Here is a 25,769-nt window from a genome sequence, read left to right as displayed (position 1 = left end):
CCCTAATCTTAGAAAAAAATGAAAACAATAAAAGCATCAGGAGTAGGAAATCCTATAGATAGAATAGAAGGACACCTGAAGGTTACGGGAAAAGCAAAATATGCATCAGAATTTCCTGTAGAAAGTATGGTTTATGCACAGGGCGTAAATAGCACTATTGCAAAAGGGAAAATAAAAGATATAGACGCTTCAGAGGCAGAAAACCTAGACGGAGTTATAAAGGTAATTACCTTTAAAAACGCAGAAAAATTAAAGAATTATAGCGAAGAAATGACTTCTTTTTCGCTAGAAACCGTTGTTCCGGCTCTACAGGATCAAAAAGTGCATTATTATGGCGAGTATGTAGCCTGTGTAGTGGCTGAAACTTTCGAGCAGGCACAATATGCCAGCCGTTTAGTTAAAGTAACTTATGAAGAGGAAACGCCAGATATACACTTAGAAGAAAATAGAGAGAAAGCTTATAAACCGAGCGATAGCGCAGATTTTAATCGGGGTGATGTCGATGCAGGAATGCGAGAAGCTGAGGTTCGAGTAGAGCAAATGTATACTACGCCGATAGAGCATCATCATCCAATGGAACTGCATGCTGCAATTGTAAATTGGGATAATGGAAAGTTGAAGATGTATGCCAACCAACAAATTTTAGATACGGCAACCACTGCGATTGCAGATACTTTTGGTATTGCCAAAGAAGATGTACAGGTCATTACTCCTTACATTGGTGGTGGTTTTGGTTCTAAACTTAATGTTTTTAAGCATATCACTTTAGCGACTATGGCTTCTAAAATGATAGGGAGACCTGTACAAATTACGGTAACTCGCCAACAAATGGTTACAAATACAGGATTACGCCAATTCAACGAGCAAAAAATGAGACTTGGTGCTAAAAAAGATGGTACACTAACCGCTTTAGCACATCATACGACCTCGCATACTGCCAAGAATTTACAGTATTTCGAAGCCTGTGGAAATGTTTCAAAAATGCTTTATAAAACACCTAATAATTCGGTTACGCATCGATTAATTCCACTTAACATTCAGGTTCCAAGTTCCATGCGAGCCCCGGGAGAAGCTACCGGTAGTTTTGCTTTAGAATCGGCTATAGACGAGCTGGCCTGGAAACTAAAAATGGATCCTGTAGAGTTCAGAATAAAAAATGATACGCAAACCGATATGGGAGCGGGCAAACCTTTTTCTTCCCGTCTATTAACTGAATGTCTAAGAATAGGCGCCAAAAAATTTGGATGGGAAAAGCGGAAGATGGAACCAAGAACCAATACCAACGGAAATTGGCTTATCGGTTATGGAGTGAGTGCTGCTTCCCGCCAGGCACCTTATCAAAAAACATCAGCTCGTGTAATACTTAATGTCGAAAATGACGAATTGACTGCAACTTTACAAATGGATGCGACTGACATTGGTACGGGAACATATACTATAGTTGCACAAACAGTTTCAGAATATTTAGACTTGCCTGTTGAAAATATTAAAGTTGAAATTGGCGATTCTAAATTTCCAGTAACCCCGGGGTCTGGTGGATCATGGGGAGCTGCCTCTTATGCTAATGGCGCCAGAGCAGCTTGCCAAAATGCGATAGCTGAATTGAAAAAGAAAAAAAATATTGCAGAATCTGAAAAAGTTAGGATTGCCGACTTAATGAAACAAAACAATTTATCAACTTTCGAAGCAAAAGGTACTGCAAAACCTTCAGAAGAATTTAAAAAATATTCAGTCTTCTCCTTTGGTGCTAATTTTACTGAAGTTTGGGTAGATAAAGACACGGGGATGTACCGCATTAAAAGAATGGTAAACGTAGGTTCTGCGGGTAAAATTTTGAATCCTAAAACCGCCTACGGACAAATTATTGGCGGACTAACGATGGGTGCAGGAATGGTACTGGCCGAACGTACGCAAGTAGAACCGAATTATGGAAACTTTATAACCAGAACTTTGGCAGATTACCATGTTCCCGTAAATCTCGACCTGGCTAATATAGATGTTATTTTCTTGCCAGAGGAGGATAAAATTGCCAACGAAATGGGCATCAAAGGAATTGGGGAGTTGGGTATTACCAGTGTGGCAGCATCGATTGCCAATGCAATTTTTAATGCATCCGGTAAGCGGATGAGAGATCTGCCAATTACTCCGGAAAAACTAATTGAAGCAGGTTTAGAACCCGGAGTGGCTTAGTGGAAAGACAATAGACCGCTTCGCTGCTAGAAAATAGAAAATAGATAAAAATCAGGAATTAAAATGAGAAATTTTGATTCCTGATTTTTTTTATTTTTACTCACTACTAAAAAGAAACAAATTCTACCAGATCTCCAACCTCAAAAACTTTTTCCGGTGGCAGTAGGATTACTCCGTCGGCATTCGCTAAACTAATTAAATCTCCCGATCCATTTTCGTTTAATAATTCAGCTTTAATTTCACCATTTTCAGCATTGGTTTTCACTAATAAATATCTTGTAATGTTTGAATTAGCATCAACAGCTGTATTCAAAATAACTTCTGAATTTCGATCTTCTAATTCTAAAGATTTTGTAAGCCATTTGATAAAATAAATATGATAATTCACAAAGGTGGAATTCGGGTTTCCTGGAAATGAAAAAACGGTAACATTTTTCTCTTGTTGTTTTCCAAACCACAGAGGTTTACCGGGGCGCTGCAAAACGCGATGAAAAATTTTTTCTACCTTCAATTCTTCAAAAATCTCTGGTAGATAATCAAATTTTCCTTTTGAAACACCTCCGCTAAGCAATAAAACATCATGATTTTTTATGGCGTTCTCTACCTGCTGGAGCATTATGTCTTTTTCATCACGAATATGAAGTAAAGTGGGAGTAATTTTTTCTTTTTCTAAAGCAGCAAATAAACTTAATGTATTCGAAGTTCTGATTTGATGCGGAAGCGGAGTTTCTTCAACGTTTACTAATTCATCTCCGGTTGAAATAATAGCGATTTTTGGTAATTTTTTGACTAAAACTTTCGATGTTCCTACGGTAGCTAAAACACCGATTTCTTTAGCTGAAATTCGTTGATTTTTGGATAGCACTTTTTCTCCGCTTTGGCGGTCACTGCCTTTACGATGAATATTTATCCTAGGTTTCACTTCAGTTTGTAGTGTCGCGATTCCGTTTTTAATTTCAATATCTTCATACATAATCACCGAATCACAATTTTTAGGCAACATAGCACCTGTCATAATCTCCACGCAATTTTCCAGACTATTTAAGATTCCCTGCGGACTCCCGGCGGCATAAACCGCTTCAATCTTAAAAGAAGTTTTATTATTTTCCAGCGCTTGTGAGTTAACTGCGATTCCGTCTTTTGTTACCCGATCAAAAGGCGGAAAATCGCGATCGGCAAAAATATCTTCTGCCAGAATCCGGTTTAGGCTCTCTAACAGTGGAATTTTTTCTGAACCAAAATGGGTTGCCGTAGCCAGTACTTTTTCTAAAGCTTCGTGGTGTGAGATCATAATTTTTTTATTTAAGCTGTAAGTTCTGTTTTTGTAGATATCAAATTTTATTTAATCTTGGTCACTATTGGATTAAAAGCTTTTGAAGCCACAAGTACTTTATCGCCCTTTTTAATATGTGCAATTTCATCTTTTGCAGAAACTGATTTAATCACATTATTACCAATCAAAACATGCAAAATTGAAACGACTTCCTCATCGATTTTTGCTAAAACTTCCCCGGTAAACTGAAATTTTCCGCTTAGCTTACTTTCGCTAAAAATTGAAATTGGCGTTCTGGTTTTGGTGATTTTCCCATTTTCAAGAACCAAAACTTTATCGGCCATTTTAATAATTTCAGCAGGATCGTGGCTTATCAGAATAGTGGTTAGCTTATAGGTTTTATGAAGCTTCAAAACATACTCCTGAAGTTTAGTTCTCATACTATGATCGAGTGCACTTAAAGGTTCATCCAGCAACAAAAGTTTTGGTTTTCGAACTAAAGCCCTGGCCAAAGCAACACGTTGTTGTTGCCCGCCCGATAGTTGTTGAATCTCTTGTTTCCGCAGATTTTCTAATTCCATCAGCTCGATCAGGTCTTCCGCAGTTGTTCTATCTTTTTTCTGCCGAAGGGCGAAGTAAATATTCTCCTCCACATTCATATTAGGGAATAAGGCATAGTCCTGAAATACGATTCCGATTTCCCGTTTTTGCGTGGATAGATTAATGTTTCTGGCAGCATCAAACCAAAAATTTGAGTCTTGTTTTATATAGCCATCTTGCGGATCAAGTAAACCGGATAGCATTCTTAAAATGGAGGTTTTTCCAGCTCCGGATTTTCCATATAGTACAACAAAATCCTCGTCATTCAGTCTAAAATCGACATCAAGTATCATTTTTCCTTCCGCAGCAGACAGCTCTTTTTTTAGTTTACACTCGATCATTTTACAACTCGATTTAGGGATTTATTATTGATCAGGTAAACACAAAGCAAAATGCAAAAGCTTAATACAAAGAGAATGAGTGAAAGCGTATTGGCGTTACTATAATTTAGTGCTTCGACTTCATCATAAATTGCGATCGATGCGACACGGGTTTCGCCGGGTAAATTCCCGCCAATCATTAACACCACACCAAATTCACCAATAGTATGTGCAAAAGAAAGCACGATTCCCGTCAATAAAGCGGGTTTGATATTTGGAATCAAGATCTTAAAAAAAGTAGTGATTTTTGATTTTCCCAGAGAATACGCTGCTTCTTTTAAATAAACCGGTAAAGAGCTAAAACCACTTTGGATGGGATGCACCATAAAAGGTAAACTATAAATGAAAGAGGCCAATACGAGTCCACTAAACGAAAACACCAATTGCAATCCAAGAACATCTTCTAAAAACTTTCCCAGAAAACTTGATTGACCAAAAGCGATTAAAAGGTAAAAACCTAAAACAGTGGGCGGTAAAATAAGCGGCATACTCACTAAAGTTTCCCAAATGGGTTTGGTTTTACTTTTGGTAGCTGAGAGCCAATAAGCTAAAGGCGTCCCAATAATGAAAAGTAAAAGCGTTGTAATGGAAGCTAATTTTAAGGTGAGCCAAAGGGATTCCCAGATCATTCAGAAAGCATAATTTCGTTCGCTTTTACTAAAATAAGAACCTCCTGGGATTCCGCGAAATTCATTTGTTGCAAAAGCGTCGAACCAAGTAAACTTTTAATTTCTCCTACATGTGATTTTAATATAATTTCACTCAAAATCTTTCCCGGTTTGATCTCGATAATTTCAGCTTTTAATTGATTCTGAATAGAAATGTCTGGTGTCAAATTTTTTGAAATAATCACCTCAGTTTCTTTAAAGAGCAGATTGATTTTTTGCTCGGGTTGGAGATATGAAGCCGTTTGTGGGGTTTCCACCAGAAAAACATTGAACATAGCATTATTTTCTAATGCAATAGTCACTTCAGAGAGGTATTCTGAATTTTTGATATGCTTTATTTTTCCAGGGAGTTTATTCAAATTCTTTATTTTACTTTTTTAATTTCTATTTTAATTTTTGGTAGGCCAGATTAATTCATATTAAAATTTTGCATTTGATTATCAAATCACAGCGTTTTCAAATAATCAGTATTTAGTTATAACATTCAAAATTCAGAATTCAACATTTTTGCATTACTACATTACCAAATTTTTCAAGTCTTTAAACGATCTCGTATCTTCTTTCTTTTCTTTATATTCTAAAACCTTGTTTTTGATTACTTCTCGATACTATTTTATTTTCGCTGTCGCTAAAATAAAATCACTCGAAGTGACGGTAGCGTTCATAGTTGAAAAGTTTAAGGTTTAAAGTTGTTTTTATTTTCAAATCAACATATCTTAAAATTTTCTATTTGATTATCAAATCACGGCATTTTCAAATAATCAGCATTTAGTTACAACATTCAAAATTCAGAATTCAACATTTTTGCATTACTACATTACCAAATTTTTCAAGTCTTTAAACGATCTCGTCTCTTCTCTCTTTTCTCTATATTCTAAAACCTTGTTTTTCATTACTTCTCGATACTATTTTATTTTCGCTGTCGCTACAATAAAATCACTCGAAGTGACGGTAGCGTTCATAGTTGAAAAGTTAAAGGTTTAAAGTTGTTTTTATTTTCAGATCAACATATCTTAAAATTTTCTATTTGATTATCAAATCACGGTATTTTCAAATAATCAGCATTTAGTTACAACATTCAAAATTCAGAATTCAACATTATCACATTAGGAAATTTTCAAATCATCAAATCGTAAAATACTAACTCCTATACCCATACTTCCCTAATATCTTTTTCGCTTTTGCTGAAAACAGAAATTCGTAAAATTTACGAGCATTTTTTATAGTTTTTGGCCGTTCAGATTTCAATAATAAAGCTGCTTGTTCAATATTTGAATATTGAGAGGGATCAATTTCGATCCATTTTCCCACGTTCTTCATTTGAGGAGAAAGTACGACCGATTTTGCTGTAAATCCAATCTCTGCGGAACCGGAATGAATATAGCGATTAACTGCAGAAATGCTTTCTCCAAAAACGAATTTAGACTCTAAATTATCAAATTTCCCCGTTTTTTTTAGGAATTCTTCCGCAGCAAGACCATAAGGCGCGGTTTTAGGATTCGCAATGGCGATATGTTTTATTTTTTCTTCAGAAAGAATCTCTAGGGAAGGTTCTATGTTTTCTGAAGTAGTCCAAATCACCAAAGTGCCATAAGCATAAATCTTGGGACTTTCTTTGCCAAAGCCTTCTTTAAAGAGGATATTAGGATATTTTAAATCTGCAGAAACAAAAACATCGAAAGGTGCTCCCGCTTTAATTTGGGCCGTTAGTTTTCCTGATGAACTCACCACAGCTTCACATTTTATGCCCGTTTCCTGTCTAAAAGTTTCAATTAACTCGTTCATTGCAAACTGCATATTGGCAGCGGTCGCAATTTTTATCGAATCTGGTTTTTTATCAGATTTACAAGAGAAAAGACTAAAGGAGATGCACAATAAAAAAAGAGACAGGAATTTAAAGAATTTCGGCATTAGCTTAAGCATGCTTTGTGGTTGCTGCTATTGTTGAGATAGCACTTATTCCGCCTTTTATATCTATAAATTCTCCCTGAATTCCTAAACCTTCCAGTAACCTAATAGCTTTTATACTTCGGATGCCTGACTGGCATAAAAAGTAAGTCGGTTTTTGAAGATTGATTTTTGATGATTCTCGCTGAAGCTTATTCAGCGGAATATTTTTCCAGTCTTTCTGAATGGTTTCCGGTAAGTTTTGTCTTTCTACTTCTTCAGGATTTCGAACATCGATAAGCTGAATATCTTCACCCTTCCACTTTTCGAGGAAATCTTCAGCTTCTATCGATTTTACTTCGGTAGCGCAACTGAATTCGTAAGATTTTTGAAGTTCTTTGATCTTAAGATGATGCGGGTTCAAACCAAATTTTATTTTTTGCTGCGATTGGCTTAGTCCGTCAAACAGCAATAATTTTCCAGATAAGGTTTCTCCAATTCCGGTAATGACTTTTACAGTTTCCAGTGCCTGTAAACTTCCGATAATTCCCGGTATGATTCCCAAAACACCATTTTCGTTACAATCAGGAATTTCTTCAGGGTTTGGCATTTCTGGGAACAAACAGCGATATGTTGGTCCGCCTTGATAATTAAAAACGCTTACCTGGCCTTCAAATGCATGTAATGCACCGTACACCAAAGGCTTTTTAAGAATAACGCAAGCGTCATTTACCAAATATCGTGTTGGAAAATTATCTGAGGCATCTACCACTACATCAAAATCGGTAATAATTTCTAAGGCATTTTCCGTAGAAATAAATGTATAGAAAGGAATAATCTCAATTTCACTATTAAGCGCTTCTAATTTTTGTTTTGCGACTTTAACTTTAGGCTGATCAATATCGTTTTCAGCATATAAAATCTGGCGCTGTAAATTACTTAAATCGACTACGTCATTATCAACAATACCGATGGTGCCTACGCCCATTCCGCTTAAATATTGCAATACCGGAACTCCAAGACCACCTGCACCAATAACCAAAACTTTAGCTGCGGCCAGTTTTTGCTGTCCGGCTTCTCCAAATCCCTGCAATCGGGTTTGTCGTGTATATCGTTTAGGATTCAACTTTCTGTAGTTTTTTTAAGGCAAGTTCGTATTCTTGTTTATTGTTGGCATTGATCAAAATATCGTCGCTAGATGGGAAAATTAATTGTATATCTGAATTAATTAAAAATTTACGCGGACAAGTATTCGTGCCACTTTCCAGATATTCGATAGCTTTTGGAAAAGCCTTTGATTCCCAAATAGCAAACATCGGCTCAGGTAAACCTGATTGATGAGTTGCGTAAGCGGTGGCTATTTTTTCAGGATTTCGCTTATTGATTAATTGCCGAATCGAGTTTTTGTCGATCAACGGTAAATCGGTCGCAACTACTAACCAGGCGACTTTTGGAAATTCCTGATGTGCACTAATCATTCCGTTTAACGGACCTCGATATTGGTCTTTATCGGTGATCGTTTTTAAGTTATCAGGTAAATTTTGGTGTTGCTCACTTCGTATGCTTAGGTAAACATCATCGCAAAATTTCTCTAAAAGTTCGTATAAATATTCTCGATGCGGTTTGCCATGATAAGCAATCTCACCTTTATCGGTGCCCATTCGGGTGCTTTTTCCGCCAGCAAGTATAAGTCCGTTTAGTTTAGTTTTCATTGTTTTTGTGTTAGCTATTAGCTTTCAGCCGTCAGCTTACATCATATTTAAAATTCCACATTCAAAATTCAACATAATCCAGCATCACATTTTAAATCATCGTATTTTCAAATTGACACATCAACACATTAGCAAATCAACATATTAAACTCCAAAATCACTTTTTCCACCGGTTTTCTTTTTCAGTTTGATTTCAGAGATTTCCAATTCGTGACTCAGTGCTTTGGTCATATCGTAAATGGTAAGTGCTGCGACCGAAACTCCGGTTAAAGCCTCCATTTCTACGCCGGTACGCTCATTACATTTTACCAAACATTCGATATCTAAGGAATTTTCGCCCGGCTGAATGTCTATATTAATTTTAGACAGGCGCAGCGGATGACAAAGTGGAATAAGATCGGAGGTTTTCTTTACTGCCTGAATTCCTGCAATGATCGCTGTTTGCGTGATACTTCCTTTTTTACTTAAAAAACCATCTGTTTGCAGCTGCTTAAAAACTTCCGTAGGAAATAAAATTCTACCGGTTGCGATGGCAGTTCGGCTGATAATTTCTTTTTCTGAAATGTCTACCATTTCAGCGTTTCCCTGTTTATTAATATGTGAGAGTTTTTTATCCACCGATACTAGTCATTGAATTTTCGTAATAATTTTTATTTTGAGCTTCAGCTTCAAAACCATCTTTGGCTCTGCTACCAACAGCTTTTAAGATCTGATTTTTGATGTTTTCTTCAGAATTTTCAGCACGAAGAATCTCACGAATATTTCGATCGGCGCTGGCATAAAGACAGGTAATAACATCACCGGTAGCGGTAATTCTTAATCGATTGCAGCTTCCGCAGAAATTACGTGTAAAACTCGGAATGATCCCAAAACTACCTTCAAAACCTTCAATCTTATAGTTTACCGAAGTCGAAGTTTCTTCCGAAGAAAGTTTTTCGATATTCGGATAATGTGAGGCGATGTGATTGTAAATCGCTTTATGATTCCATTTTATGGTCTGGAAGTTTTTGCTTCCACCATTAAAAGGCATCTCTTCTAAAAATCGAACCGAAACAGGATAATGCCGGGTTAAATCCTCCAGAATCGGAATTATATAGTCAGTATTCTGTCCATCAAGCGCGATAAAATTTACTTTTACATTAAAATCTTCCTGGATGAGTTTGATCAAGTTTCCGTAAACCGTTTCGAACTGATCACGGCGAGTCACTTTTTTAAAAGTTTCAGGTGTAATCGAATCCAGGCTTAAATTAATGTTTTTGATCCCTAATTCTTTTAATTCAGGAATATGCTCACCAATCAAAGTCGCATTAGTGGTAATGCTAATATCTTCAAGGTTTTCCAGATTAGCAAGTTTGCGTAGTAATATCATTAACTCTTTACGAACAAAAGGTTCACCGCCGGTAATTCTAATTTTTGTGATGCCTTGCTCCACCAAGATTTTACTTAATTGATATAATTCATCAATCGATAAAAGTTTATCTTTTTTTGCAAAATTAATTCCGCTTTCGGGCATACAATAATTGCAGCGCAAATTACAACGATCGGTCACCGCCAATCGCAGATAATTAATTTTTCTTTGGTGATTATCTATAAGCATTCAATTTCTTTTTAGGGATTTTAAATTCTGCTGTTTATGGGTGCGGTGTCACCCAGACTTGTTCTTTACCTTCGAAAAATTCTTTTTTCCAAATCGGTACTTTTTCTTTTAAGGTATCGATTAAAAATCTGCAGGCTTCGAAGCAATCATTACGATGTGCCGAGGAGGCACCAACTAACACCACGGGTTCTTCTATTTTCTTCTCGCCAACAGCATGCTGCATAATCAGTCGGTTTAAATTCCATTGCTTACTTGCAGTAGCAGCAATCTTCTCCATTTCTTTAAGTGCCATCGTCTCGTATGCTTCAAAAAAAAGAGCATTCACTTTTTGATTTTGAGTAATATCGCGAACAGCACCTATAAAAACACAAATTCCACCGCTGCCGGGGTGGGAAAGTTCTTTGTAGATCACAGACGGATCGATATGTGCTATAATTTCAATTTTCTTTTTCATATATCATCTAAACTCAAAATTTTTAAACAGCGTTAACCTCCGCTAACCGGCGGGATTATTGCAATTTCATTATCTGCTGAAATCTGTTGCTCGTCACTAGCATATTCTTCGTCTACAGCGATCGCCAGAGAAGAAATTTTCGCAAAATCCGGATATTTTTGAATAAGTTCTTGCTTTAGTTCGGCTACAGTTTTGGCCTTAAAAGAAGCGTCTTCCAAAAATTGATTTCCTACAATATCCTTTGCAATCCCGAAAAGTAAGATTTTCATTTTTTTAAGGTAAATATAAAAGCTGAATTGCACAATGACTTATGAAATTTAAACTTTCCTATCGAAAATTTTTAAAATTAAGAAAGATTTAAGAGCGAATCGCTTAATTCAAGCTATTCTATTGATTAATTTCAAAATTCATCAAAGTAGTTTATCCTTAAAAACTATTCCTGAAGTATGAAAAAAAGTATGAAAGCAAGTCTAGTGTTGAATGTAAACGGAAAAGATCGAAGTTTAAGGATAGCTCCTGAAACGCCACTGTTATATGCGCTTCGGAATAATTTAGAACTCAATGGCCCAAAGTTTGGCTGTGGGTTAGAACAATGCGGAGCCTGCATGGTATTATTAAACGGAAAAGCGAATCCTTCATGCAGAATTCCCGTGAGTGAAGTCATTGAGAAAAAGATCGTGACTATTGAAGGCCTTGCTGAAAACGGAAATTTACATCCCTTACAACAGGCTTTTATCGACGAGCAGGCTGCACAATGTGGCTACTGTTTAAATGGTGTTTTAATCAATTCGGTTTCGTTGCTGAATGAAAAGAAAAATCCTACAGCTGCTGAAATTAAAAATGGTCTAGAAAAGAATATTTGTCGTTGCGGTACGCATTCACGTTTTATAAAAGCTATAAAAAAAGTCTCAAAATCATAAAATATGAGTACTAACAGACGAACTTTTATCAAGCAAATGGGTTACGTGAGCCTTGGTTTTTCGATGTTGGGAACAGCCTGTGTTTTAGATTCAAAAAAATCAGTAAATGCTTTTGATGAGATCCCCAAACGCCCAAGCGAAGAGCAAATCAATGCCTGGATAAGAATATTAGGAGATGGCCGAATTAAGGTTTTAACTGGAAAAATGGAGTTGGGTCAGGGAATCAGGATTGCGGTTGCCCAGGTGGCTGCAGAAGAATTAAATACCAATATCGATCTGGTTGAAGTGAATCTTGCTGAAACTGGTGTAACAGCCAACGAAGGCTATACGGCGGGAAGTCGATCGATAGAGGCAAGTGCTATGAGTATTAGAAATGCGGCAGCCTGTGCCAGGGAAATTTTAAAAGAGCTAGCGGCTAAAAAGTTGAAAATCGATAAAGATAGACTTGATTTAAAAGATGGTTTTATTCTGAACGAAGAGCAGAAATTTTCTTTTTTTGAAATACTCGATGGGCAGCAAATCGAACGAAATTTAAAAATACCTCCTGAATTTAAGGCAAAAGCAAGTCGGAAAATCGTCGGCCAACCTATCAAGCGAAAAGATATATCGCAAATGGTAGTTGGCAAACATACTTTTATTCAGGATTTGCGATTTCCAGGAATGCTTCATGCCAGGATCATCAGGCCGCCTTCCTATACTTCTAAATTGAAATCGATTAATGAAAATGCTTTTTCTGGAAAAGAAGGCTTCTTAAAATTGGTCAAAATTGGTGATTTTTTAGGAGTAATTTCAGAAGAGGAATTTCAGGCTGTACAATTGCAACGAGAAATTTTTGCAAATACCCAATGGGAAACTGGAGCACCACTTCCGGCAGACAAAGATTTAAAAACATATATCAAAAATTTAGCAGCAGAGGTTGCGGTGGAAGAACAACGTGGCGATTGGGAAAAAGCTTTAAAATCGGCTTCTATTCAGCATAAAGCATCTTACTTTAAGCCTTACATCATGCATGCCGCAAACGGCCCTTCTTGTGCGGTAGCTATTTATAAGGATGAAAAATTAAAGCTTTGGACGCATAGCCAGGGTGTTTATCCTTTGCGGGAAACTTTAGCGCCATTATTAGAAATGCCGCAGGAAAACATTCACATTATCGGTACGCCTGGTTCTGGTTGCTATGGTCATAATGCTGCTGATGATGTTGCTGCTGAGGTAGCTTTGCTCGCTAAAAATTATCCGGGGAAACATATACGATTACAGTGGATGCGGGATGAAGAACATGCCTGGGAACCTTATGGCACACCAATGGCTTTTGAAATGGAAGCCGGATTAACTCCAGAAGGAAAAATTGCCGGGTGGAAATACGATTTTTGGTCTGATGTACATAGTACACGACCAGGCGGAAATCCTGATAATTTATTACCCGCAAGGTATCTGGGGAAATCCTATAAAAAGCCGGCAGGAGGATTTAAAGGTGGAGCACTCAGAAATTCAGTTCCTTATTATGAGATTGCTGATTTACAAACCCAATCTCATATTTTTAGCGGGCCACTGCGGAGATCGGCTTTGCGAAGTTTAGGTGCCTTTGGAAATATTTTTGCAATAGAAAGTTTTATGGACGAGCTGGCCTATAAAGCAGGGAAAGATTCTATTCAGTTCAGGATCAACCATTCTTCAGATACTCGTTCGATTGAATGTTTAGAAAAACTTCAACAAAAAATAAATTCAGTTAAAAAATCTAAAAATCAGGGTGTTGGGGTCGCATTTTCAAGATATAAAAATTCATCGTCTTACTGTGCGGTGGCGGCTTTGGTTGAAGTTAGTGAAGAAAGTGAAGTTTTGGTAAAGAAAATGTGGGCAGTGATCGATGCAGGAGAATGTATAAATCCAGACGGACTTAAAAACCAGACGGAAGGAGGAATGATACAGGCGGCAAGCTGGACGATAAAAGAGAAGGTTTTATTTAGCGATCAACATATTATTAGTCTGGATTGGAATTCTTATCCTATTTTTAGATTTCCAGAGACCCCTGAGTGTGAAGTTGAGGTGATTGATAGAGTAGAACAACCGCCATTGGGAGCAGGAGAATCGGCGCAAGGTCCTGCCGGTGCCGCGGTAGTCAACGCAATTTTTGATGCTACGGGAATTCGAGTGAGGGATTTACCGGTAAAAGATCAGCTTGCAAAAGAAATAAATAAAAAATGACATACGAGTTTAAAGAAATAATTAGCCAGGTTTTAGAAAACCAGCAACACGGGAAGAAAAGCGTTTTGGCGAGTGTAGTCGCCCTTGATGGTTCTTCTTATAGAAAACCGGGCGTTCGAATGTTGATTACAGAAGGCGGAAAAATTACCGGAGCCGTAAGTGGTGGTTGTGTAGAAAAAGATGTGCTGTTTGAAGCGCAGTCGGTTTTAAAAACCGGAATAGCGAAAATGATGACTTACGACGGCAGGTATCGATTAGGTTGTGAAGGAACTTTATATATTTTATTAGAACCAATGGCTATTTCTTTGGAGTTTGAGCAACTTTTTTTTCAGCAAATAGCACAGCGAAAATCTTTTAAAATCGATTCGTTTTTTAAAAAGGAAGTTGGTGAGTTGGAAGTTTTAGAGTCGGTAATAGATTTTGGTGAAAAGCAATTTTCAATGACTTCCAGAGCATTAAGCTCTCATTCAGGATTAGAAAAGTTTAGTCAGCAATTATCACCAGTTTCAAAACTAATAATAATTGGTGCAGAGCATGATTCGGTAAAGTTAGGTATTTTAGCTTCGCAATTGGGCTGGGAGGTAAGTATCGTTTCTTCACCCAAAGATCCTAAAACCACTGAAAATTTTCCGGGAAGTAAAGAAGTTTTGGCATTGGAGCCAGAGCAAGCGAAAGAAATTGCAATCGACAACCAGACCGCAGTAGTATTAATGACACATAATTATGCCCGAGATCTACATTTTTTACTATCGATAAAAGATAAGCATCCTTTTTACATTGGGATTTTAGGATCTACAAAACGCCGCGAAAAAATGTATAATGAACTAATTGAAATGCAAACCGATATCGAATTTAATTTTTTTGATAAGCTTTACGGCCCAGCTGGTATTGATATTGGAGCAATTACTCCAGAAGAAATTGCAGTCGCTATTTTAGCTGAAATTTTAGCGGTGAAACGAGGAAAATCAATTCCGTCTTTACGAGAAAAAATGGGCGCTATTCATTAGGATTAAATAAGATGGGAACAAATTTTAAGACCGCAATTTTAGTACTTGCAGCCGGTGCTTCTAGCAGAATGAATGAAATTAAGCAAGTTTTGCCCTATAAAGATTCCACTTTATTAGGAAATGCATTGAAAATGGCCAAAATGAGCAAAAGTGCTCAAGTATTTTGTGTTTTAGGAGCAAATAAGGATGAAATTCAACAAAAAGTGGATTTTTTAGATATTGAAATTATAGAAAATAAAGAATGGAATGATGGTTTAGGAAAATCTATCGCTGTTGGCGTGGCAACAATTCAGAAAAATAGTGAGTATAATTCAATTCTAGTGATGCTGGGCGATCAGCCATTTATTACTTCCCGGTATTTAGATAAAATGATATCGAAATTTAACGAAAATCAATCTCCTGTTATCGTTACAAATTACTCAGGAAAACCTGGCGTTCCTGCATTATTTCCACAGAAAAGTTTTTCAGAATTAATAAAAATCAGCGGTGATTCCGGGGCAAAATCGATTTTAAAAAACCACGCAAACATCATAAAACTCGAAGCTGAAAACACTTTTGATGTTGACAGCCCCGAGGATTATAAAAAGTTACGTAGTGAAGTTTAAAGTTGAAAAGTTTAAGGTTTAAAGTTGTTTTTTTCTACCGAATTTAAGATTCAAAATTATATCTATTCATACATTACTACCTTATCTCATTTTCAAATCATCACATTTTCAAATTGCCATATCATCTTTAACTTCGATACAATTGCTTCTGCGTCACAATCACTCAGCCGCCGCGAATCATCACATCATCACATTTTCAAATCGTCTTATTTATATTTTCTATATTCTTTTTTCTTTTCAGGTCGAGTGAATTTCAATGATCATTGAAATTCGTATCGAGACCTCGTTTCTTTTTACTTCTCGATACTATTTTATTTTCGCTATCGCTACAATAAAATCACTCGAAGTGACAGTAGCGTTCAAAGTTGAAAAGTTTAAGGTTTAAAGTTGTTTTTTTCTTTTTTCATTATTGAGGAGATCTCCTTGCCTAGTCTGCCTGTGAAGCATGGTTAAGGATGGCAAAAATTAGATTGAGTAGATAAAAATTTCGATCTTATTTATGCTGAAGCACAGCGGAATAAAGAAATCTTAATTTTCAGTTCCTATTGAAAATCGATTTCTCGACTCGTGCCTCGCTCGAAATGACAAATACCGGTTTTACTACTTTCTCTTCTTTTATTGAAATATAATCATTACTCTACCTAAATCTAGCTATCACACCAATTAGGATGACGTGATTTTCTTGGTTCTTATCTCCTCTCTTGTTTCCAAATTCAAGGTTTAAAGTTGTTTTTTTCTACCGAATTTAAGATTCAAAATTATATCTATTCATACATTACTACCTTATCTCATTTTCAAATCATCTCATTTTCAAATTGCCATATCATCTTTGACTTCGATACAATTGCTCCTGCGTCACAATCACTCAGCCGCCGCGAATCACCACATCATCACATTTTCAAATCGTCGCATTTACTGTTCTTATTTTACAACGCATAAATTAGTGCTCCATAAGCAGGAATATTCACTTTACCTGTCCATTCTTTTTGGTCTGATTCTTCATGTACTTTTTGGATGTCTTCTACCGGTAATTCAGAGAAATCTTTATCGTAACCTTTCCATGTACTGTTAAATTTTATTTTCCAGTTTTTATCTGCTTCAATACCAATTCCGTAGTCTTCAAAATCATTATTTCCGAAGTTAAGAATTATCAGGGCAGGCTGTGCCCCGTCCATTGTACGTTTATAAGCCAAAATTTTATTTTCCTGGTTAAAATGGATGATTTCAGTATGTTGTCCTTTAAGGCCTTCCGCGCCTGGGGTTTCTCCGGTTCTCAGTTTAATAAGATCGGCACTAAGTTGATCGATTCCTTCAAGTCGGTTTAATTTGTCCCAGTTGAGTTCTTCCGTATCTTTAAAATAGCCGTCCTCTAAAAATTCCTGTCCCTGAAAAATCATGGGAATTCCTGGGGAAGTCATCACCAGTACTAAACCTAAGATGGATCGTTTTTTAGCAAAACTACTTTCGGCATCGCCGGGTTGAATTTCTTCCGGAACCCTGGCTTTTCCGTTGGCAACTTCGTCATGGGATTCGGTGTAGATTACCCGATTAAATACATCGTCATTATACTTGTAAACTATGGCATCAACAATTTTTTGCAGGTCGCGTTCATCATCGTTTAATGCCGTTAATACTTCTCTTACCGGATGTACAAATTTCATATCCCACTGTGTTCCATATCCAATCCCCCCATTTTCTGTAGGAGCTGTGATGATATTGTCAGCTTTAAGATCTTCCGCAATGGTTATGGTATTGGGATATTTATGTCGAATTTCAGCATTTATGTCTCGCATCATGATGATGCCCTCAAGAATTTCGGTATCAAAACCTAATCCGCCACCTTCATATCGAATGTAGGATGTGGCATCCATCCTAAGACCATCGCAATGATATTTTTCGATCCACATTAAAGCATTATCCCTAAAATACTGCCGAACTTCAGGGCGGCCATAATCTGGTCGTGTATCACCCCAGGGAGTATCGCTGCGGTGATCATTATAAAAATAAATCCCTCCTTTATCATTCTCCTGCCAACCGTCAAATTGCCATAGATCGACATCAGATGGCCCTAAATGATTGTAGACAACATCCATAATGACTCCAATTCCTTTTTGATGTGCTGTCTTTATTAATTGAAAAAGACCTTCAGGTCCGCCATAATCCTGTTCTATAGCAAAAGGATGTGCTGGATTATAACCCCAGGAAATTCCACCGGCAAATTCGGCTACCGGCAGTAATTCGATACAATTAATACCGAGAGATTTCAGGTAATCCAGTTTTTCGATAACATCCTGAAAAGTACCTACAGCATCTGGATTTTTACGGTTAAAAGTACCCACATGAAGTTCGTAAATCACCAGCGAATTCCACGGGGGTAATTGAAAATTATCTTCTTCCCAATCAAAATTAAGATCCCGAATTATTGAATTTCCGTCGCTATTGGTGACTTCAAAAGCATAGGGATCGTTTTTGTACACTGAAATATCACCGTTTTCGATATGATATTTATATTGATCGCCTTTTTTTGCTTTGGTGGTCGTGGCTGCCCAATAGCCGTTTTCTTCTGGCTCTAGAGGCAAATCGTTTGGGTTCCAGTCATTAAAATCGCCTGTAACACTTACTTTATCGGCATTGGGAGCCCAAACCCTAAATGTAGTTTTATCATTTTCTGGTATAGCACCCATCCCATCAGAGGGAGCTATAGGATAACTTAGCTTATTTTCTTCCATCATCTTCAGTTTTTATTTGCGCCGCCAAAGGGTTTAATACCCCGAGGCTCGTCTTGTAATTATAATTTTGTTTCTATCGAATGCCTCGTGGGCTTGCCCCGAGGTAGTTTAGTCTAATTTACTGCTGAAAATGATTGTATATTTTTAATTGTGAGTTATTTAACCTGGTCTAAAATTTTTAAGAGTTTTTGATATTTTCTAGTTTTGGCATGACCAGAGTTTAAGTTTATTTTTCTAACTTTCAGGTTTTTGAAATTTATTAAATCTTTAATGAATTTTTTATTAGAAGAACCAAATTTAAATAGATTATGATTTTTGAACAAAGCTGGCGGTGGTATGGTCCTAATGATCCGGTAAAACTGGCTACTATAAAACAAGCAGGAGCACATGGTGTTGTCACTGCTTTACATCAAATTCCTGTTGGTGAAATCTGGACGAAAGAAGCTATTAAAGAGCGTATTTCTCAGATCGAAGAAAGCAATCGATTGCACTCTTTTAAATTGCATTGGAATGTGGTAGAAAGTTTGCCGGTGCACGAATTTATAAAACAAGGAAGACCGGAAAGAGATCAACTGATCGAGAACTACAAAGAAAGCATTAAAAATTTAGCGGCTTGCGGTGTTAAAACTATCTGCTATAATTTTATGCCTATTCTGGACTGGTTAAGAACTAACGTTCGATACGAACTGGAAGATGGGAGTACCGCCTTGCTTCACGATATGGTTGATGTAGTGATTTTTGATGTATATATGTTACAACGAGAAAATGCTGAACAATCTTATTCAGATGATATTTTGATGCGCGCTAAAGCGAAATATGAAAGTCTTTCAGATCATGAAATCGCTGTTTTAAAGCAAAGTTTATTAATGGCATTGCCCGGAGATAAAGATGGTTTTACCATTGAAAAATTAAAAAATGGGCTGAAACAGTATGATGGTATTTCAAGAGAACAATTACAGGAAAACCTTATTTATTTTCTAACGGAAGTAATTCCTGTCGCTGAAGAATTAAATGTTGTATTGGCGATTCATCCTGATGATCCACCATGGCCTGTTTTTGGGCTTCCCAGAATTGTAAGTACAGCTGAAGATTTAAAATTTATTTTTGAAGCAGTTCCTTCAGTTCATAACGGACTTACATTTTGTAGTGGTAGCTTAGGCGCTTCCGAAGAAAATAAATTAACCGGTATTATTGAAACCTGGTATAAGCGTATTCATTTTGTGCATTTGCGTTCTGTAAACCGAGTAGCGCCTTATCACTTTTATGAAGCCAATCATTTAGAAGGAAGTGCTGAAATGTATAATTTGATCAGAAAATTCTATGAGTGCCATAAAAAAGATCATAGGGTTTTACCAATGCGTCCAGACCATGGTCATGAAATGATGGATGACCAAGGGAAACCTTATTATCCAGGATATTCGGCTATAGGCCGTTTACGCGGCTTGGCGGAATTACGCGGATTAGAATTTGGAATTATAAATTCATTGAAATAAAAATATGTTTGAATTAAATGGAAAAATAGCAATTGTAACCGGCGGAAACGGAGTTTTAGGTGGGGCAATTGCACACGGACTATCAAAAAATGGGGCTAAAGTAGCAGTTTTGGGTAGAACCGAAGAAACAGTAGAACACCGAGTTAAAGAAATAAAAGATAAAGGAGGAGAAGCTTTAGCAGTTGTAGCCGATGTATTGAATAAAGAAAGTTTAATGGCAGCTAAAGATAAAATCCTGGATAAATGGGGAAGTATTGATATTTTGGTAAATGGAGCCGGTGGAAATAAAAAGGGAGCGGTAATTACCCCAGATCAGGAGTTTTTTGATCTTTCTTTGGAAGCGCTAGATGGAGTTAATCAGCTTAATTTTAATGGTACCGTTTTACCAACACTGGTTTTTGCTAAAGAAATGGTGAAACAGAAAAAAGGCAGCGTGATCAATATATCCTCGATGGCTGCCCAAAAAACTATTACCAGAGTAATGGGCTATTCTGCTTCAAAAGCTGCTATCGATAATTTTACAAAATGGCTTGCCGTAGAACTCAATCATAAATATGGAGAAGGTCTTCGTGTAAATGCCATTGCACCTGGATTTTTTGTAGGAGAACAAAATCGTGACTTGCTATTAAATCAGGATGGGTCTTTAACCAGTAGAGGTCAAAAAATTGTTGATAATACGCCTATGGCCAGATTTGGCGAACCCGAAGAATTACAGGGAGCCGCGGTTTGGTTAGCAAGTGATGCGTCTGCTTTTGTAACCGGTATAGTTATTCCTGTTGATGGAGGTTTTAGTGCCTTTGGAGGGATTTAACTCTCGATTAGAAGAGTTATCAAAGAAAAGTTATAGCTAATACACTTATGTAATGTATATATAAGTGTATTAGTAAGTCTAAAATTCAGAGGTCGCTTTAGAGTTTTCTTATTTAGGATTTGATAATAAGGTTATAAAATTGAATAATAACTAGGAAAATTGATTTAAGATAAAGCTAAATGTAAATGAGGAGAGCCCTATCTCATCAACTGTGTATATAGAAAGAGGCCAATCTTTTACCATTAGCCTCTTTACTTAAGTATTCACCGCAAAAATTTCTTTTAGCTGTTTAACCATTCCACCATTACCGTTTAGGGTGATTTCCCCAATTTTGTCGGCAATTTTTTCAACATACTCCATTTCCTTTAGTTTGTACAACATTTCGTTGTCAGCCATCAATTTAGCCGTATTCAACAAACTTCGGGTAGAAGCAGTTTCTTCCCTTCTGGTAATCACACTTGCCTGTGCTCTTTTTTCAGCAATCAATACCTGGTTCATAATATCTTTCATTTCACCAGTTAAAATCACATCTTTAATACCACAAGACAAGAGTTGAACACCTAGATCCTCGGTTACTTCAAGTACTTCTGTAAAAACAGATTCAGCAATCGTCACTTTGTTAGAAAGCAATTCATCCAAGGTGTATTGTCCCACAAATGCTCTAAGGCTTAACTGCAAGGCCACATACAATTGCTTTCTGTAATCTTTGTTGTCTAAAATTGCCTTTTCGCTATTCACTACTTTGTAGTTTGCAAAAAAGTTAATTCTAATTGCTGCCTTATCTTTGGTTAACAATTCCTGACCGCTAACTTCCAGTTGCAAATGCCTTAAATCTACACGAGCAATTTTTACACTGGTGTCGTTTTTCCAAAATCGGTAGATACCGGCATTGAGCTTTTGCGTGTAAACATCATCGATCATCAACAAAGCTTCTTCGTGGGCTGATACTTCAAAAACCCTTACAAATCTTGCCAATTCGTACCTGGAAAGTAAGTTGCTATCAATTTCTTTGGGGATTTCTAGCTGACTCATATCTGTTTTTATAAAGTTGTAATCCAACAATTTATTCCAGAACAAATGTCTACCCGAAGTTAATACTTCCCTGAAATTTCCGTTTTCAAAAACCAAAACCAACTCCTGATCTTTCACTTCTACTACATGTAACATTTCAATCAACTCATTACAATCCTTCACCATTTCAAAAGCAACAGGCAATTCAAGTCTTTTGGTAAGATCGTATCTAATCAACATTTCATTAAAAAATAGCCAATGAGTTCCTTTTTCAAGCACCTTGATCAATTCGCCATTTTTAAAAACCAATCCAATCGTTCCGTTGGTAATTCTAACTCGTTTCATTTTCTTTTTATTTAAAATTCAACATTCAATTTTGGCAATTCTAGAACCTGCCTACTTTTAAAAGTATATTTTGGGCGTATCCCTAACGGGTAGGGCCTGCCTGCATTACGTTATACCTGCCTGCAATCCCTTACGCATTTTTTGTTAATTAAAAACCTAAAAGCGAATGATCTTCACCTTGCGGAACCTTCAATAATTAATAACGGCCACCAATTGGTTTTATAAATTTTGAACCTAAGAATTTAGCCTTTTCAGCCTTCATTGTTACGCTCAAGCATCACAAAAGCACTAGCTTTGGTTACTAAGTGATTGTGGGTTCTGGCAAGGCTCAGATTGCTCCTTCTAATCATAGAATTTGCCCATTCACTTTTTCGGTTTTTTAGTTGTCAGTTTTAAAGCATAACGGCTTAGGAGACCTGTTTTAGGAGCGGTCAACTCCGTGTGACTAGATAATCAGTCTAGCTTCCTACTCTACCAATTGAGTTACAAAAGCCTTTAGCTTTTGGCGGGACTCGAACCCGCAACAAAGAAATCTGTTGTTCTAACCGAGCTGAACTATAATGTTTAAAACATTAGTGGGAGTCGAACCCACGACCTACAGAGCCGTGCAATAATTATGGTATACTGCTAACCTTCAAACCAAGTTGAACATAAAATCATTATACTTTTCAGCAATGTATTATGCAATAGTGCTATACAGAAACACCCAACAAGACTTGAATTTGAAATTTTTATGTACCTGTGTTTGATTTAAGAATTGATTACCACCATTTTTGGGTCATTGAGTGAATTTTTAAGGAAAATTTGTATCGAAATGCCACCAAAATGGAAGCTTCGATACAAAATCTTTTGCAAAGATTTCACTCAGCCTCCGCTCCAAGATTCTCTTAAATCAAACATAGGTTAGGAGGAACAGACAGGAATCGAACCTGTATCTTCAGATTTTCAGTCTGTCGCATAGACCTGCTTTGCTACTGTTCCAAATTCGGGCAATGCATTTTTACATTGCCCGGCGCCCGTCAAACCGCCTATTTCTTTTTCTTCTTTTTGTTTTTCTTGTTCTTATTTTTCGATTTTTTCTTTTTAGGCATTTTGTCTTTAATCCTATCTTTTTCAGCTTTTAAAAACGAGATGTAGCCATTGTTAAAAGCATATTTTTTAGCCATTTTAAAGCTTTTAAGCGCTTTTTTATAGGTAAACAAAGCCTCGTAAATTTGTCCTTGAATGGTGTAAATCACCCCCTTGTCGGTCCCTTTTACTTTTAACGCAAAATCGATAAGTTTTAAAGCTTCCTCGTAATCTTCGTTAGCAAGCAAAGCATATAAATAATCAGGATAAATGCTCGCCATTTCCATATTATTGGCCAAAGCTTCTGCATACAAGGATTTAGCTATTTCATAATCGCCTAACTGTTCCGAGTGTATTTTGGCTAATAAGCATAAGGCTTTAGCGTTGGTAGGTTCATAAGAAAGCGCATAATTTAAGGCCTCTATGGTTTCTTCCAACTCATAAGGATAAGCGTCGAGTGCTTTAAATAAATAGATGTTATGTAAATTCGTGTCCATCACGGTTTAAATTTTGTTCTTTAATTGTTAGTTTAAGAACCGCGACAGATCAATAAGAGTGAAGAAAATTCAGTCTGAAAATAAATCTGAAGCGGTTAGGTCTTGGCTTCAGATTTTTTCATTTATAACAAATTATAAGTATAAAAATCTTGAAGCGCTTTTTCACAAGTCCAATCACCTGGCTCTAAATATATATGTGATGTAAATTGCATACTTCTTGTTTTTAATTGTTTTGCTGGATTGCGGTGCAAATATGTAAACTATTTTTTAATCTCACAACTTAAATTTGAATTTATTTTACTGAAAATCAGTTAGTTGGATGTGTATTTAAGCATAGGAATTCCTGTCCGCTAATAGCAGATTTTCTTCCAATGGTCTAAAAAATTCAGAATGAATAATTTAGTAGTTCGTTTGTTCAAATATGTGTGTGTTGAAGTTGTTCAATAAATTTTCAAATTAATTCATAAAAAAAGCGTCTAAAAATAATTTCTAGACGCTTTTGCTTATTTAAAAATATAATTTCTTCTATTATTTTCCTTTAAAACAACACATAGCGTCCCTGTCTGAACCAAAACCAGGTTCAATTTTCCCGTCTATTCGTAAGCATAGACTTAGCGGATGATATGTGTTTTGTGTTTTCATTTCTCGGCAAATATATACTTTTCTGTTAAAATATTTTTGGTGTATTTGGTTATTTTAATTGAAAAACCTAGTTCTCGATACAATTTTGCTTCGTTGTACTATGCAAAATCACTCGAAATGACAGGAAGTTGAACTACAATGAATAGACTTAAAATTCGTAAATGAAGAAAAACAACTTTTCAACCTTGAACTTTACCCGTAACGGTGGCTGAGTGATTACGACATAGGAGTAATAGTATCTAAGCCAGAGTGTGAACAGAAGTTAGAATTGAGAACTGGTTTTAAGGTAGAAAATAGACAAGAGAGTCTTGATTCTGAAAGCAAAAAGCAGGAGGAAATAACCAAGAAGCAAGAAACAAAAACCTATAGGATCACATCTTCCTGAGAACGTGATGAGATTCCGTGTCAAGCCTGCCTCGCCGGCAGGCAGGCACGGAATGACGATAGTAAAATTTATGAATGAAAAATGAAGAACACATTAACTTCAATCTGGTTCTCGATACAATTTTGCTTAGTTTCACCACGCAAAATCACTCGAAATGACATACGCCAATTAGATAGGATCAATTTCTTAAATTCATTTGAACAATCTTAAAATTCCTTAATTCATCAAATTAATAGCTTTTTTACAACTCATTATTTATAAATAATTCATTTTTAACACAAAAAAACTGCTAAATATTGAAATCGTAAAAAAACATTTATATATTTGTGTAATCGATTGCATAAAATTAAATTAGTAACTCCAAAATTCAGGTGAGTGCAGGATGCAATCCTATAAGATTAGTAAGAAATTGCTAGTTCTATAAATAAAAGACAAATCAATTAAATATAAAGCTATGACTAAATCAGAATTTAGATATGCGCATCATCCCGAAGATGTGAAAAAATATACTACAGAAGAACTTCGAGAGCATTTCCTAATTCCGGAGTTGTTTGTGAAAAATCAGATCAGCTTAACCTATACCATGTACGATCGTTACATTGCCGGTGGTGCTTTTCCGGTAGATCAAGCTTTAAAATTAGAAACGATCGACGAGTTAAAATCCGAAAACTTTTTAGACCGTCGCGAACTAGGAGTAATTAATGTAGGCGGTAAAGGAAAAGTAACCGTAGATGGGGAAGTTTACGAAATTGGTCATCGGGAAGCCATTTATATAGGTCGCGGCACCAAAGAAGTGATTTTTGAAGCCACCGGGGAGCAGCCTTATTTTTATATCAACTCAGCTCCGGCACATACATCTTATCCAACCAAAAAGGTGACGAAAGCGGAAGCTGAGGTGGTAGAATTAGGAGATACCAAAACCTCTAATAAACGTGTGATCAATAAATTATTGGTGAATAGCGTGATTGATACCTGCCAATTACAAATGGGAATGACCGAACTTCAAGAAGGTTGTGTTTGGAACACAATGCCACCACATACGCACGAACGTAGAATGGAAGTTTACTTTTATTTCGACTTAGAAGAAGGGCAAACCATTAGTCATTTTATGGGACAACCGCAGGAAACGCGTCATATTTTTATGAAAAACCATCAGGCGGTTATTTCACCCGAATGGTCGATTCACGCCGGTGCCGGAACTTCCAATTATACTTTTATTTGGGGAATGGCAGGAGAAAATTTAGACTATGGTGATATGGATGGTGTAACTCCAGACGAATTAAAATAAGAACA

The 25,769-nt window shown here is 36.5% G+C and carries 22 protein-coding genes and 2 tRNA genes; 8 read left to right on the top strand and 16 right to left on the bottom strand.

Translation table 11 applies throughout. The features are described from left to right. Window positions 1–18 precede the first annotated feature (18 nt). The gene (locus ZPR_RS14150) at window positions 19–2,190 is read left to right on the top strand and encodes a xanthine dehydrogenase family protein molybdopterin-binding subunit (protein WP_013072403.1); all 2,172 of its coding nucleotides are present in this window, start codon (window positions 19–21) and stop codon (window positions 2,188–2,190) included. Between the two features lie 106 nt (window positions 2,191–2,296). On the opposite strand, the gene ZPR_RS14145 is transcribed toward ZPR_RS14150, so the two are convergent. The 11 genes from ZPR_RS14145 to ZPR_RS14095 form a co-directional block, all read right to left on the bottom strand. After that, on the bottom strand, window positions 2,297–3,481 hold the full coding sequence (locus ZPR_RS14145) for a molybdopterin molybdotransferase MoeA (protein ID WP_013072402.1): 1,185 nt from the start codon (window positions 3,479–3,481) through the stop codon (window positions 2,297–2,299). Between the two features lie 47 nt (window positions 3,482–3,528). Further along, window positions 3,529–4,404 (bottom strand): ATP-binding cassette domain-containing protein, encoded by an 876-nt coding sequence (locus ZPR_RS14140; RefSeq protein WP_013072401.1) that lies wholly within the window; start codon window positions 4,402–4,404, stop codon window positions 3,529–3,531. Next, window positions 4,401–5,072: a molybdate ABC transporter permease subunit gene (gene modB, locus ZPR_RS14135; RefSeq protein ID WP_013072400.1), complete on the bottom strand. Its 672-nt coding sequence runs from the start codon at window positions 5,070–5,072 to the stop codon at window positions 4,401–4,403. The genes ZPR_RS14140 and modB overlap by 4 nt, the downstream gene beginning before the upstream one ends. After that, on the bottom strand, window positions 5,069–5,470 hold the full coding sequence (locus tag ZPR_RS14130; RefSeq protein WP_013072399.1) for a TOBE domain-containing protein: 402 nt from the start codon (window positions 5,468–5,470) through the stop codon (window positions 5,069–5,071). Before ZPR_RS14130 ends, modB begins: the two co-directional genes overlap by 4 nt. Before the next feature lie 781 nt (window positions 5,471–6,251). Next, complete coding sequence (gene modA, locus ZPR_RS14125; protein WP_013072398.1) at window positions 6,252–7,022, bottom strand: molybdate ABC transporter substrate-binding protein; 771 nt, start codon at window positions 7,020–7,022, stop codon at window positions 6,252–6,254. A gap of 4 nt (window positions 7,023–7,026) precedes the next feature. Then, window positions 7,027–8,124 (bottom strand): HesA/MoeB/ThiF family protein, encoded by a 1,098-nt coding sequence (gene moeB, locus ZPR_RS14120; protein ID WP_013072397.1) that lies wholly within the window; start codon window positions 8,122–8,124, stop codon window positions 7,027–7,029. After that, the gene (gene mobA / locus ZPR_RS14115; protein ID WP_013072396.1) at window positions 8,114–8,710 is read right to left on the bottom strand and encodes a molybdenum cofactor guanylyltransferase; all 597 of its coding nucleotides are present in this window, start codon (window positions 8,708–8,710) and stop codon (window positions 8,114–8,116) included. Before mobA ends, moeB begins: the two co-directional genes overlap by 11 nt. 144 nt (window positions 8,711–8,854) lie before the next feature. Next, the gene (gene moaC, locus ZPR_RS14110) at window positions 8,855–9,328 is read right to left on the bottom strand and encodes a cyclic pyranopterin monophosphate synthase MoaC (RefSeq protein ID WP_013072395.1); all 474 of its coding nucleotides are present in this window, start codon (window positions 9,326–9,328) and stop codon (window positions 8,855–8,857) included. Then, window positions 9,321–10,307, bottom strand: coding sequence for a GTP 3',8-cyclase MoaA (gene moaA, locus ZPR_RS14105; RefSeq protein ID WP_083759770.1), 987 nt, complete (start codon window positions 10,305–10,307; stop codon window positions 9,321–9,323). Before moaA ends, moaC begins: the two co-directional genes overlap by 8 nt. Window positions 10,308–10,341: 34 nt before the next feature. Further along, window positions 10,342–10,761 (bottom strand): molybdenum cofactor biosynthesis protein MoaE, encoded by a 420-nt coding sequence (locus ZPR_RS14100; RefSeq protein ID WP_013072393.1) that lies wholly within the window; start codon window positions 10,759–10,761, stop codon window positions 10,342–10,344. A gap of 32 nt (window positions 10,762–10,793) precedes the next feature. Then, on the bottom strand, window positions 10,794–11,030 hold the full coding sequence (locus ZPR_RS14095) for a MoaD/ThiS family protein (RefSeq protein ID WP_041578953.1): 237 nt from the start codon (window positions 11,028–11,030) through the stop codon (window positions 10,794–10,796). A gap of 177 nt (window positions 11,031–11,207) precedes the next feature. Between ZPR_RS14095 and ZPR_RS14090 the strand changes: the two genes are divergently transcribed. The 4 genes from ZPR_RS14090 to ZPR_RS14075 are packed head-to-tail and all read left to right on the top strand — an operon-like array spanning window position 11,208 to window position 15,495. Continuing rightward, window positions 11,208–11,681, top strand: coding sequence for a (2Fe-2S)-binding protein (locus ZPR_RS14090; RefSeq protein ID WP_013072391.1), 474 nt, complete (start codon window positions 11,208–11,210; stop codon window positions 11,679–11,681). Window positions 11,682–11,684: 3 nt separating this feature from the next. Then, window positions 11,685–13,883, top strand: coding sequence for a xanthine dehydrogenase family protein molybdopterin-binding subunit (locus ZPR_RS14085; protein ID WP_041578952.1), 2,199 nt, complete (start codon window positions 11,685–11,687; stop codon window positions 13,881–13,883). Next, a complete protein-coding gene (locus ZPR_RS14080) occupies window positions 13,880–14,890 on the top strand; it encodes an XdhC family protein (RefSeq protein WP_013072389.1) in 1,011 nt (336 codons plus the stop codon). The genes ZPR_RS14085 and ZPR_RS14080 overlap by 4 nt, the downstream gene beginning before the upstream one ends. An 11-nt stretch (window positions 14,891–14,901) precedes the next feature. Further along, entirely contained in the window at window positions 14,902–15,495 is a 594-nt protein-coding gene (locus tag ZPR_RS14075; RefSeq protein WP_013072388.1) for a nucleotidyltransferase family protein, read from the top strand. Between the two features lie 926 nt (window positions 15,496–16,421). Here the strand turns inward: ZPR_RS14075 and ZPR_RS14070 are convergent. Further along, complete coding sequence (locus tag ZPR_RS14070; protein ID WP_013072387.1) at window positions 16,422–18,227, bottom strand: alpha-amylase family glycosyl hydrolase; 1,806 nt, start codon at window positions 18,225–18,227, stop codon at window positions 16,422–16,424. Window positions 18,228–18,532: 305 nt separating this feature from the next. On the opposite strand from ZPR_RS14070, the gene uxuA reads away from it, so the two are divergent. Both uxuA and ZPR_RS14060 read left to right on the top strand, forming a co-directional pair. Continuing rightward, window positions 18,533–19,717 (top strand): mannonate dehydratase, encoded by a 1,185-nt coding sequence (gene uxuA / locus ZPR_RS14065; RefSeq protein ID WP_013072385.1) that lies wholly within the window; start codon window positions 18,533–18,535, stop codon window positions 19,715–19,717. Window positions 19,718–19,721: 4 nt separating this feature from the next. Next, a complete protein-coding gene (locus tag ZPR_RS14060; protein ID WP_013072384.1) occupies window positions 19,722–20,528 on the top strand; it encodes an SDR family oxidoreductase in 807 nt (268 codons plus the stop codon). Window positions 20,529–20,783: 255 nt separating this feature from the next. Here ZPR_RS14060 and ZPR_RS14055 read toward each other — a convergent pair whose 3' ends face one another. From ZPR_RS14055 to ZPR_RS14040, 4 genes are all read right to left on the bottom strand, one after another. After that, window positions 20,784–21,884: a slipin family protein gene (locus tag ZPR_RS14055; RefSeq protein ID WP_013072383.1), complete on the bottom strand. Its 1,101-nt coding sequence runs from the start codon at window positions 21,882–21,884 to the stop codon at window positions 20,784–20,786. 500 nt (window positions 21,885–22,384) lie between these two features. Further along, window positions 22,385–22,445 (bottom strand) — tRNA-OTHER (locus tag ZPR_RS14050). A 347-nt stretch (window positions 22,446–22,792) separates the two neighbouring features. Continuing rightward, window positions 22,793–22,865 (bottom strand) — tRNA-Phe (locus ZPR_RS14045). Between the two features lie 47 nt (window positions 22,866–22,912). Continuing rightward, entirely contained in the window at window positions 22,913–23,449 is a 537-nt protein-coding gene (locus ZPR_RS14040) for a hypothetical protein (RefSeq protein ID WP_013072382.1), read from the bottom strand. Between the two features lie 1,481 nt (window positions 23,450–24,930). Between ZPR_RS14040 and kduI the strand changes: the two genes are divergently transcribed. Next, window positions 24,931–25,764 carry a 5-dehydro-4-deoxy-D-glucuronate isomerase gene (gene kduI / locus ZPR_RS14035; RefSeq protein ID WP_013072379.1) on the top strand — a complete coding sequence of 278 codons (834 nt, stop codon included), beginning with the start codon at window positions 24,931–24,933 and terminating at the stop codon, window positions 25,762–25,764. The last annotated feature ends 5 nt before the right edge of the window (window positions 25,765–25,769 follow it).

Source organism: Zunongwangia profunda SM-A87, assembly GCF_000023465.1.
Lineage (GTDB): Bacteria > Bacteroidota > Bacteroidia > Flavobacteriales > Flavobacteriaceae > Zunongwangia > Zunongwangia profunda.
Note: the sequence above shows the minus strand (reverse complement) of the source record. Positions and strands in the feature narration are given on the sequence as shown.